9 protein-coding genes are annotated in these 11834 nt (G+C 61.2%); all 9 read left to right on the top strand.

Going from position 1 to position 11834, the window contains the following annotated elements; genetic code table 11:
• The first annotated feature begins 23 nt into the window (after positions 1–23).
• Positions 24–989: a UDP-2,4-diacetamido-2,4,6-trideoxy-beta-L-altropyranose hydrolase gene (gene pseG, locus DK842_RS04490; RefSeq protein WP_232538592.1), complete on the top strand. Its 966-nt coding sequence runs from the start codon at positions 24–26 to the stop codon at positions 987–989.
• A 3-nt stretch (positions 990–992) separates the two neighbouring features.
• On the top strand, positions 993–2072 hold the full coding sequence (locus tag DK842_RS04485; RefSeq protein WP_114060281.1) for an N-acetylneuraminate synthase family protein: 1080 nt from the start codon (positions 993–995) through the stop codon (positions 2070–2072).
• Positions 2062–2526, top strand: coding sequence for an acyltransferase (locus DK842_RS04480; protein ID WP_114060280.1), 465 nt, complete (start codon positions 2062–2064; stop codon positions 2524–2526). The genes DK842_RS04485 and DK842_RS04480 overlap by 11 nt, the downstream gene beginning before the upstream one ends.
• Positions 2523–3206: a WbqC family protein gene (locus tag DK842_RS04475; RefSeq protein WP_168194814.1), complete on the top strand. Its 684-nt coding sequence runs from the start codon at positions 2523–2525 to the stop codon at positions 3204–3206. Before DK842_RS04480 ends, DK842_RS04475 begins: the two co-directional genes overlap by 4 nt.
• Positions 3207–3215: 9 nt before the next feature.
• Entirely contained in the window at positions 3216–3878 is a 663-nt protein-coding gene (locus tag DK842_RS04470) for a class I SAM-dependent methyltransferase (protein ID WP_114060278.1), read from the top strand.
• Positions 3875–4543, top strand: coding sequence for a PIG-L deacetylase family protein (locus DK842_RS04465; protein WP_114060277.1), 669 nt, complete (start codon positions 3875–3877; stop codon positions 4541–4543). Before DK842_RS04470 ends, DK842_RS04465 begins: the two co-directional genes overlap by 4 nt.
• A 21-nt stretch (positions 4544–4564) precedes the next feature.
• Positions 4565–5824, top strand: coding sequence for a class I SAM-dependent methyltransferase (locus tag DK842_RS04460; RefSeq protein ID WP_114060276.1), 1260 nt, complete (start codon positions 4565–4567; stop codon positions 5822–5824).
• A complete protein-coding gene (locus tag DK842_RS04455; protein ID WP_168191807.1) occupies positions 5821–7824 on the top strand; it encodes a class I SAM-dependent methyltransferase in 2004 nt (667 codons plus the stop codon). Before DK842_RS04460 ends, DK842_RS04455 begins: the two co-directional genes overlap by 4 nt.
• A gap of 69 nt (positions 7825–7893) precedes the next feature.
• A complete protein-coding gene (locus tag DK842_RS04450; RefSeq protein ID WP_232538591.1) occupies positions 7894–11745 on the top strand; it encodes a glycosyltransferase in 3852 nt (1283 codons plus the stop codon).
• Positions 11746–11834: the final 89 nt, after the last annotated feature.

The following is an 11834-nucleotide window of genomic DNA, read 5'->3' as shown; positions in this document are numbered from 1 at the left end:
CTGCCGTGGGCGGGGGGCATTTGATGCGATGCCTCGCCTTGCTGGATTCCCGGCTGCGGGAAGGCGCGGACGTCGCGCTGGCCAGCCGGGCCCTGCCGCCGGCATGGCGGGGCGTGGCGGAGAGGGCGGGGTGCCGGATATTGGATCTGGACCCCGAGGGCGGAGCGGCCGAGGATGCTGCGGTCTGCCTGGATTGGATGAGAGCCGGGCCTGCATGCGGCGTAGTGGTGGACCACTATGGACTGGACGCAGAGTGGGAGAGGCCGCTGAGGTTGGAGGCAGCCTGGCTGCTGGCGTTGGATGATATGGCAGATCGCCGCCATGACTGCGACTTGCTGCTTGATCAAAACGACTGCCGGCCGGGCGGCGGACGCTATCTCGGCAAGGTACCGGCGGATTGCGCTTTGCTGTTGGGGCCGCGTTACGCCTTGCTCCGGCCCGAGTTCGCCGCGTTGCGCGCGGATTGCGTTCCAAGAAGCAGCCTGGGCCGCGCGCTGGTTTTTCTCAGCAGCGGTGATGCCGGCGACGAAACCGGCAAGGCGCTACGCGGCATCGCGGAATCTGGATTGCCGCTGCGGGTGGATGTGGTGACCGGCGACGGCCATCCTGATCCGGCTGGCATTGGCCGGCTGTGCGCAGAACAGGGCTGGACGCATCATCATCAGATCGGCTACATGGCCCGCCTGGTGCGCGAGGCGGATGTCTGCGTCGGCAGCGCGGGGTCGGCCAGCTGGGAGCGCTGCGCCTTGGGTTTGCCCGCTTTGGTGGCGCAATTGGCCGATAATCAGGCCGAAGTGTGCCGGGCGTTGGAACATGCCGGCGCGGCCAGGGTTTTGGGTTTCGCCGAACGATTGAATGAGAGCGACTATGCCCAAGCGCTGCTTTCGTTGCGGCCGGAAGAATTGAGCCGCATGTCGAAGGCCGCGTTCCGCTTGGTCGATGGCCTGGGCGCGCGGCGAGTGTGGGATGTCATAGCCGAATGGGAATGAGCGATGGATAGACGGTTGCAGATAGGACAGCGCTGGGTTGGCGAGGGCGAGCCGGCCTTTTGCATCGCGGAGGTCGGGATCAATCACAACGGCGACTTGCAGCAGGCGATGAAGATGATAGACGCGGCCAAAGCCATGGGCGCGGACGCCGTCAAATTCCAGACTTTCAAAGCGGAAGAGTTCTGCGGAGATCCCGCGCAAACCTATACCTATCAGTCGCAAGGCCGCAGCGTGACCGAACCCATGCTGCAGATGTTCAAACGGCACGAATTCGGCGTGGATCAGTGGCGCGCCATCAAGCGTCACTGCGACAGCGCGGGAATAGTGTTTTTGTCCACGCCGCAGAATATCGGCGATTTGCAGCTGTTGCTGGAGCTGGGCATTCCGGCGGTCAAGATCGGGTCGGATGACTTCACCAATCTGCCCCAGATCCGCCGGTATCGCGAGGCGGGCCTGCCCTTGTTGCTTTCCTGCGGCATGTCGGATATGGCCGAGGTACATCAGGCGCTGGATGCCGCGGGGTGGTTCGAGGGGCGCCCGGTTGTGCTGTTGCTATGCACCTCGCAGTATCCCACGCCGGCGGAGGATGTGAACGTCGCCAAGCTGACCACCCTGCGGCAGGGCTTTCCCGGGCTGGTCACGGGATTTTCCGACCACTCTCAAGGACGGGATGCGGCCATGCTGGCCCGGGCCTTGGGCGCTTGCGTATTCGAGAAGCACTTCACGTTGGACCATGGCTTGCCGGGGCCGGATCATTGGTTTTCGGAAGAGCCGCGCAATCTGCGGGCATGGCTGGACGGCATTCGCCTGGCGGATGTCTTGCTGGGAGATCCGCGGGTACGCCCCACTCCCGCCGAGATGGAAATGAGAACGCTGGCCCGCCGCAGCGTCGTGGCTTTGAGAGACATCGCCGCCGGCGAGGCGTTGACCGAGGAGAACATCGGCTTGCGCAGGCCTGGAGGAGGGCTGTCTCCGGATATGCTGCAGCAGGCGCTTGGCCTGGTGGCAGCCGTTCCGATCAGAGCCGGGCAGAAATTGCGTTTGGGCGAAATGATGGCAAATGGAGAGCGCGATGCAGGATAAGGACGCATTCAGGCAAGCTCTGAGCGAAGGGTTCAGCGAGATGACGGATTTCCCCGCCAACCGCTTCCATCCCTTGGTTTGGATACACGGCGCGCCGGATATCGGCGAGCGCACCGCCATCGGAGCGATGTCCGAGGTCAATGCCAAGGGCGCCCAGGTGACGATAGGCGCGGATTGCGATATCGCGTCCTTTGTGGCGATCAACTGCGCGGATTCCCATAAACGCTGTCTGGGCATGTCGGAGCATATCGAGCGACGGGATATCTCGATAGGGCACCACGTGTTCATCGGATCCCATTGCTTGGTCAAGGGAGGAGCGGTGATAGGCGATTATTGCGTGATCGCGGCGGGCACCATAGTCGATGCGGGCGTGATCCCGGACTACTCGCTGGTATACGGCAATCCGATGCAGGTGAGGGCAGGCTATTACCGCGACAAGGTAAGCCGCGGGTGACGTTCACGCTATCCGCCCATCAACCGGCTTATCTGCCCTGGTTGGGCTATTTCGACAAGATCGCTCGGGCCGATGTGTTCGTGTTTCTCGATACCGTGCAGTTCGAACGCAACAGCTTCATCAATCGCAACAGGATAAAGGGGCCGGGCGGCGGACAATGGCTGACGATACCCGTCAGGCAGAAGGGCCACCTGCGATCCTCGCTGCGTGATACGGAGATGGATGATGCCCAGCCATGGCGGGACAAGCATTTGCGCGCGATCGCGACCAACTACGCCAAGGCGCCGGATTTTCGCGCCAAGTTCGCCAGGCTGGAGCCGTTGTACCGGATGCCAAGCCGCAATCTGGCCGAGTTTTGCTGGGCGCAGCTGCAATTCTGGCTGGCGGAACTGCAAATCGATACCCGCTTGGCGCGCAGCAGCCAGCTGTCAGAATTAGGGAAAAAGTCGGATTTGGTATTGGATTTGTGCCGGCATTTTGATGCCGACCATTATTTATCGGGCGCATTGGGGCGGAATTATCTGCGCGAGCAGGATTTCGCGGAGGCGGGGATCGCCATCGATTACCAGTCCTTCACGCCGGCGCCGTACCCGCAACTATACGGCGCATTTGAGCCCGGCTTGTCGGTGTTGGATTGGTGGATGAATCGCGCCGATCCAGGCGCCGGTTTTCCATCCTAAGGAGGCGCGATGGGTTTTTCCCCGGAATGGGAGCGGCAATTTTCCAGCGGCGCGCATCTGAGCCGCTGGCCGTGGTCCGATCTGGTCAGCTTGTGCCGGAGGCATGCGCGCCATTTGCCGTCCGAGGCCCGCATATTGGAGCTGGGGTGCGGAGTGGGCGCCAACATTCCTTTTTTTCTGGCGCAGGGCTGGCGCTATTTCGCGGTGGAAGGCAGCGCCTCCGCGGCGGCTCAGGCCGCGCGGGATTTCCCGATGCTGCAAGACGCGGTGCGGGTGGCCGACTTTACCGCCGAGTTGCCCTTCTCCGGCGCTTTCGACTTGGTGGTCGATCGGGCGGCCTTGACCCATAACTGCGAGCGGGATATCCGTCTGGCGCTTGCCCGGGTCCGCGAGTGCCTCGTCCCCGGCGGCCTCTATATCGGGGTGGATTGGTTCTCTACGCGGCATGCGGATTATGGCCGCGGAGCCGCCGCTGAGGACGCTTGGACGCGGCGAGATTACGAGCAAGGCGCGTTCGGCGGCGTAGGGCGCGTGCACTTCAGCGATAGCGGGCATCTGCGGGATTTGTTCGCGGGTTGGGAATGGCTGGCGATGGAAGAGAAAACCATTGAGCGATTCGCTCCCGAGCCGGCCACGTTGGCGATGTGGAGCTTTGTGGTGCGGAAACCATGACGAAACGAAAAGTGCTGGTGGTGGCGGCGCATCCCGACGACGAGGTGCTGGGGTGCGGCGGGGCGATGGCCGCGCATGCCGATCAGGGCGACGAAGTGCATGTGCTGATCCTGGCGCAAGGCTTGAACAGCCGGGGAGAGGCTGGCCAGGAGGCGTTCGCGGCGCTGCGCGGGGCGGCCGATCGCGCGAATCGGCTGTTGGGCGTGTCGTCGCTGACCTTGCTCGACTTTCCCGACAACCGGTTGGACGGCGTCGATCTGCTGGATCTGGTCAAGGCGGTGGAGGCGAAGGTATCCAGCTTGCTTCCCGAGATTGTCTATACCCACTTCGCCAATGACTTGAATGTGGATCATCGCGTCACTCATCACGCGGCGGTCACCGCCTGCCGTCCCTTGCCTGGCCATTGCGTGCGGACAATACTCTGCTTCGAAGTGCCTTCATCCACCGAGTGGTCCGGCTCGCCGTTCGCGCCCAATTGGTTCATCGATATTGGCGGGCAGCTGGAGAGAAAGCAGGCGGCCCTGGCTGCCTATGCCGGAGAGATGCGGGCGTTTCCGCATCCCCGCTCCATCGAAGGCGCCGGCCATCTGGCCGCATGGCGCGGCGCGAGCGCGGGCTTTGCCGCCGCCGAGGCCTTTGTCCTGTTCCGTCATCGCGAGATTTGAGATTCCTGGAGACAACACATCATGAGTACTAGCGAGCAGGATTTGATCAGCTGGAAGACCGATGCCTGGAAAGACCGGAATATGGTGGCCTGGTATTCCCAGCGCATGGTGCAGAATGTGGATACCAACCGCTTGAAGAATATCGTCGAGATCGAGCTGTGCGAGCGGTTTTTGAGCGGGCAGGATGTGCTGGACGTCGGCATCGGCACCGGCCGCGCCTCTTTGCCGCTGATCGCCAAGGGCTACCGGCTATCCGGAACGGATAGCTCCCAGGCGATGCTGGACGAATGCCAGCGTTTGGCCGGCGGCCAGCCCATCACGTTGAAGCAGGGCGATGTGCAGCAGTTGCCGTTCGACGATCAAAGCTTCGACAGCCTTATTTCCTTGAACGTGATGACGCATTTCCCGCATGTGGAGCCGGTGCTGCAGGAGTGGAAGCGGGTGGTGCGTCCGGGCGGGCGGCTGATTTTCGACATCTACTCGCTGGACCATCTGAGCTTCGCCCGCGGGCGGAACGTGACGGTGGAAGAGTTGATGGAGCAGGGGGCGAACGCCTTCAATATGCACCTGTCCGGAGAGCGGCTATGTTCGGCCGCCAATGAAGTGGGCTTGAAAGTATTGGGCATCGTGCCGTACGGCAGTTTCATCTGCGGCGAGTATCGCCATCCCGCTTTCTCCATGCCGCTGCAGAATTCCGCCTGGTGGCGAAGGCAGATGACATGGCTGGCCAGCGATGACAGCTTGCTGGAGCTGGCGGTATTCATCGAGCAGCACTTCTTCGGTTGCTTGAGCGCCATCGCCACCGGCCGTTTCATGGTGGTGCTGGAAAACAGCCCGGATGAGCAAGCCAACCAGTTGTGGCTGGATCAGGACAGGCAACTGAGCGGCTATTTGCAGAGCGCGTCGCCCATTCGGCTGGATGACCTGGCGCCCTGGCTCAATATGCCGCCGGACGCGTGGCGGCAGACCTTCGACAATTTGCTGTCCCGAGCGCGCAATCGCGGCATCGCCTATATGCTGATGTCCAGCTGCCTGGGACGGCTGGATGCTCTCGATTGGCAGGATTTGGCTCCTTCCCATGGCTCCCGGCTGAATGGCTGGAGCACGGGAGAGTTTTGGGATCGAAATATCCAGAGCTTTGTCAAGGAATGGCATCGTTCGGACGAAATGAAACCCTATTGCGAGCTGGATGGCGAGTCTCTTCCCGCCAGCCTGGAATACCAACTGCAGAGAAACCTGGTCGCGCTGCTGTCGCAGCCGCCAGCCGGAGACGCGGAATGAAGCCGACTGCCTTGATCTATGCGCTATGGGAAAAAAACCTGCCGGTATTGACGCAATATCTGCAGGGGCGCAACCGAGTGGTCTTCGTGCCCGACTACATGATCAACGACACTCTGCGGCAAGCGGTCCAAGAGGCGGGCAGCGAGCTGATTCCGCTGCCGCTGTCGGCCGATTTGGGCATGGTCGAGGAGATCCAGCCGTTGCTGGAACGGGTGGAGCAGAATGGCTTTGTCTGCGAGTTGAGTCCGGGCGCGACGGACCCCCGGGTGAAAGAAGCCTTGCTGCAAGCGTTGCGGCGGGATTTGCCGGCGGTGCGCGGCTTGTTCAAAGTGCTGGACGACATTTCGGCGATGTGCGACATCGAGATCACGCTGCTCAACGAGGATGTGTTGCGAGACGGCAAATCGCTGGCGCTCTGGTCCCGCCGCAAGAAAATCCCCGTGTTGCAGGTGGTGCATGGCACCGGCATGGGGCGCGATTACATCGGCGAGGAAGTGGTGTCCGATTATCTGGCGCTGCCCAGCAACCGGAGCGTTGAGTATTTTCTGGATTTGGGCGTGCCGGCGGGCAATCTCTTCGTCGTCGGCGAGGCCGGCTGGGACGTGATTCCGGCGATGAGCGCCAAGCGGGACGAAATCCGGGCCAGCGTCGCGGCTTCCTTCAATTTGCCGCTGGATGGCCAGTGGATCGTCTGGGGCTCTACCTGGAACGCGGGGCTGAGCTTTCTGGACGATCGCGATTCGCTGCAGCAGATGATGGAGGCCTGCCTCGCCATCCAGCAGTTGCGGGAGGGCGGTTTCGGCAATGCCTGGCTGGTGTACAAGGACCGAGTGACCGCGATGGCTGGCGCGGATCGGCTGCGGGAAAACTTTTTCGCCGTGGCGGAGAAGCTGGGCGTCGGCGATTGCGTCCGCTATGCGGTCAGCGATTCCAAATACTGGGCGGCGGCCGGCGACGCGGTGGTGTCCTATGACTCCAATTTGTCGATCGAGGCGGTGCTGGCCGGCACGCCCGCCATCAATGTGCTCAGCGATTTCGGCAGCGTGGCCGGGGGCAGCTTCGGCGCCAACGATGGCGTGTTGACCCTGGAAGCCCAGGACGTGGCGCTGGCGCTGGCCAAGCTGATCGCCGATGCCGAGTTCCGCAAGAGCCTGCTGGAGGCCGCTGCGGCGCGGCGCGAGTTTTTCAATGCCGGGGTGGATGGAAAAGCCACTTCCAGGCTGGTGGAGCTGGTCGACCAATTGGCTTTGCGCTTCCCGGAAAAGCAGGGCCAATACGTCTGGCAGGAATACCTGAGCGTCGAGTCGCACGACGTGACGGCGGGTTATCACACCACCGGCCGCCAGGATCTGATCGACATGATAGCCAATCGGCCCAAGCTGATGCTGGACATCGGCTGCGCCGGCGGCGCCAACGGCGCGCTGGCCAAGCTGCGTTTTCCGGATTGCCAGGTTTGGGGCATTGAAACCAACAAGGCCGCCGCGGAGTTGGCCAGCCGCAGGCTGGACAAGGTGCTGGTGGGCATGTTCGAGGATTTCGACCTCGAGCGGGAAGGCATTGCCAAGGGCTCGCTGGACATGGCGCTGCTGGCCGATGTGCTGGAACACATGTATGACCCGTGGCGAGTGATGGTGAAACTGCGAGAATACCTGTCGGAAAAGGGGCAGGTGGTGGTCAGCATTCCCAATGTCCGCAATCTGGTGTTGATCGGGGAGCTGATGAAGGGCAATTGGACTTATGCCCGGGAGGGCTTGCTTGATATCACCCACATCCGATTTTTCACCGAGAAAGAAATCCAGAAGTTTTGCCGCGAGACCGGCTATCGGGTGCTGGCCAAGAAAAACGCGCTGGATACGCGCTTGCTGCCGCTGATGGAGCGCGCCCAGGGCTCGCTGCCGTGCAATATCGAGGTGGAAAAGATGGTGATCAAGAACGTCACCCACGAGGAAATGCAGGAAATGTGCACGCTGCAATTCTATTTGCTGTTGGAGAAAGCCTAGCAGGCGGCGCGTCGCCGTCATCCAGTTGATGCGCCCTTGCCGGGCGCTTGCGAAATAGGGATGAACAGAATGCAAAAGAGAAAGCCGCGCGTAGGGATTCTGTCACGGGATTTTGTCGAGTTCGCTTGTTTCAAGCTGCGCATTGCCGACCCGTTGTCACTGCTGGCCGGCGCGATCGATACCTATTTTTACCATAGTATCGAGCGTGCGCGGTTTCTGGGGGACTACGGTTTCGATAGCGATGAGCACTTCATCGCCTCGATGGATTTTTTCATCGTTCAGCGCTGGTTCATTACGCACCTGACCAAACCATTGATCGAACAGATGCTGGCGTCTGGCAAGCCCATCGTCTTGGAGATGGACGATTGGCTGCCGGGCTTGCCGCCAAGCAATCCGATGTATGAGGACAATTATCAGTACGTTGAATACATCAATTGGTTGATGCCGCAATGCCATCTGGTGACGGTCAGCACCAAGTTGATGGCAGAAAAAGCGCGCTCCATCAATCCTCGGGTTGCGGTGCTGCGCAACGCGGTAAGCCGGCATCGCGTCGTCGAGCCGATGCCTGCCCAGGATGGCCAGGTGGTGATTGGATTTGCCGGCACCAGCACCCATGGCAAAGACCTGAGCATGATCGCGCCGGCGCTGACGCGGATTTACAGCTACTACGCGGGCTTGGTCAAATTTGTGTTCTGGGGCGATGTGCCCCAGGCCATGGTGGGGCGCAAGGGGGTGCGCTTGGTGCCTGATTGGGTGATGTATCACGAGTATTTCGCCCATTTGGCTTCCTTGCGCCTGGATATCGGCTTGGCGCCACTGAGCCGCGACGACTTCAACGATTGCAAGTCAGACATCAAATGGCTGGACTATTCCATCGTCGGCGCAGCCTCGGTGGTATCCGATGCGCCTCCTTACGCCTCGCTGAAGGGGACGGGGCTGGCGAAAGTGGTCGAGAACAATCCCGATGCCTGGTTCGAAGCGATTTCCGAGTTGATTGAGAATGAGGTCGAACGCAGAGCGTTGGCGACGCGGGCGCGGGAGCAAGCCATAGGCGCCTGCTGCTTGGAAAACGTAATCGGCGACTATCTGGACGCATGGAACAGCGTGCTGCCACTGGAGTTGCGGCAAACCATGCCGATGACGCTGGGCAAACCCTTCTTGGGAAGAAGTAGCAATAGCGACCAAGTGAGCCAGCTCAATTACATGCGCTGGCTGAAGAACCATAACTTCCGCGAGGTGCATGCCGAGCAATTGGCCGAGCGGATGATGACCGTGTGGCAAAGCCATCCGCTATTCAACCTGATCGTGCTGGCCCCCAAGGAAAAACAGGCGTTGCTGGGGCACTCGATCACCGCGCTGGAGAAGCAGCTGTATCCGCATTGGCGGTTGCTGGTGGTGGCGGATTGGGACGCGCCGGATCCGGTATTCTCCAGCAGCGGCCAATTAGGCTGGGCCCGCGTGCCGGGCATGGATGACGCCAACGCGGTGGCGGCGGCGATCAATGGCTACATCGCGGACCGGCAGGCGGATTGGACCTGGTTGCTGCCGGCCGGTTTCCGCCTGCAGCCGCAGACGCTGTTGCGCATGGGCGAAGCGATCCACCAGAATCCGGACAAGGTGATGGTGTATTGCGACAGCGATGTCGTATCGCCTATGGGCGAGCGCTTCTTGCCCGCGTTCCGTCCGGATTTTTCGCCGGATTATCTGCGTTCGATGGACTACATCGGCCATGCCGGGGCTTTTTCCACCCAGGCGTTGGTCCGGATTGGCGGCGTCCAGCCCTATCCAGAGGCTTACAGCTACGATTTGACCCTGCGGTTGCTGGAAAGTTATGGACCGTCGATGGCGGCCCACATCGACGACATGCTGCTGTCCCTGCCTTGGGTCGACCCCGAGTTCGATCACTTGGGCCATGCTTCGCGCCAGGTGGCGCTGGAAAACCATGGCCAGCGTTGCGGCTACCCGGTGGCGGTCAGACCGGGGCTGGTGACGGGCACCTATCATTACGAATACCAGCTTCAAAACGACTCTCTGATCTCCATCATCATCCCGAACCGGGACAAATTGGAAGTGCTGGAACCCTGCATCGAAGGCTTGTTCGACAAGACCGACTATCAAAACTTCGAACTGCTGGTGATAGACAACCGTTCCGAGCAGCCGGAGACGTTGGAGTATTATCAGGACCTGCAACAGCGCTATCCGGACCGGGTGCGCATTCTGCCCTACGACGCGCCGTTCAATTTTTCGGCCCAATGCAATATGGGGGTTGAGCAGTCTCGGGGCGAATACGTGCTGCTGCTCAATAACGACACCGAGGTGGTGCTGGGCAACTGGCTGACCCGCATGTTGGCCACCGCGCAGCAGCCGGGCGTGGGCGCGGTGGGCGCACGCCTGCTGTACCCGGAAATCGGGCAGGTGCAGCATGCGGGCATCGTGTTGGGCATGCCCGGCGCGCTGTTCGCGGTCGCCGCGCATGCGTTCGAGTCTCAAGATATCAACCTGCCGGGCTATATGAACCGCGCGCAGACGATGCAGAATTATTCCGCGGTGACCGCGGCCTGCCTGTTGATTTCCAAGTCTGTTTACCAGCAGGTGGGAGGGATGGATGAGGCCAATTTCCAAATTTGGTTCAACGACGTCGATTTCTGCGTCAAGGTGCAGCAAGCCGGATGGCGCAATGTCTACAATCCTTACGCGGTGATGTACCACCACCACGGCAAGACGATCAAGAAAGTGACCCGCGACCCGCGGGTGGCGCTAGAGGCCACCGTGCGCGAGCACGATGAAATGTTCACGGTTTTGGAGCGCTGGCTACCGTTGCTCAAGCGCGATCCCGGCTATAACCGCCATTTATCGCTGCGTACCCGCAAAATGGAGCCGGATGCCGATCGCCATGCCTCTTGGGACCCGTTGATTCCTGGCCGCAAGCGGGTATTGGGCATGCCGGTTCCGGGCGGCAGCGGTGAGTACCGCCTCAGCATGCCACTGTCGGTGCTGCAGGAAAAAGGCAAGCTGGATGGGGAGATCTTGCAGCCGATGCGCGGCCTGCCCTCCATTGTCGAGCTGGCGCGCCTGGCGCCGGATACCTTGCTGATGCATACCGCGATCACCGACGAGCTCCAGTTCGCCATGCAGAACTACCGCCGTTTCCTGCCGCAGCTTCGGATCGTGCTCGGCATTGACGACATGGTGGGAGGCTTGCCGTTGAAGAGCGACTTGTACGATTTGTGGAAGTGGCAATTCCCGGACGCCAAACAGCGTTTGCGCCAGTCGTTGAAGCATTGCGACGCGCTGGTGGTTTCGACCGAGCCTCTGCTGCATTTCTGCAAGGGCATGATAGAGCGGATCGAGGTGATTCCGAACCGGCTGCGCAAGAGCGTATGGCAGCAGCTGAAATCCGAGCGCCGAGCCGGCGACAAGCCGCGGGTGGGCTGGGTCGGCGCGTCGCAGCACCGCGGCGATCTGGAATTGCTGCTGGAAGTGATGAAGCAGACCCATCAAGAAGTGGATTGGGTGCTGATGGGCATGACCCTGCCGCAGTTCAAGCCCTATGTGAAGGAATTCCACCAGCCGGTGCCATTCTCGCAATATCCGGAAAAAATGGCCTCTCTCAATCTAGATCTGGCAGTGGCGCCCTTGGAGGTCAATCCCTTCAACGAGGCCAAGAGCAATCTGCGGCTATTGGAGTATGGCGTGCTGGGCTGGCCGGTGGTGTGCACCGACATCTATCCCTACCAGAGCAACCAGGCGCCGGTTTGCCGCGTGCCCAACCGCGCTGAGGCGTGGGTGGAGGCGATACGCGCGCGCGTCCACGATCTGGATGCGCTGGCGAAGGATGGCGATCGCTTGCGAGCCTGGGTTGGAAGCGACTACTGGCTAGACGATCACTACGAGGACTGGCTGCGCGTGCTGCACGGCTGACCTGTCCGGCAAACCCAGGACCTACCGGCCGCTCCCGTCTCAATGAACGGAGCGGCCGGTTTTTCATTCTGATGAATGCGAGAATTTGA

Source organism: Chromobacterium phragmitis (assembly GCF_003325475.1).
GTDB lineage: Bacteria > Pseudomonadota > Gammaproteobacteria > Burkholderiales > Chromobacteriaceae > Chromobacterium > Chromobacterium phragmitis.
Note: the sequence above shows the minus strand (reverse complement) of the source record. Positions and strands in the feature narration are given on the sequence as shown.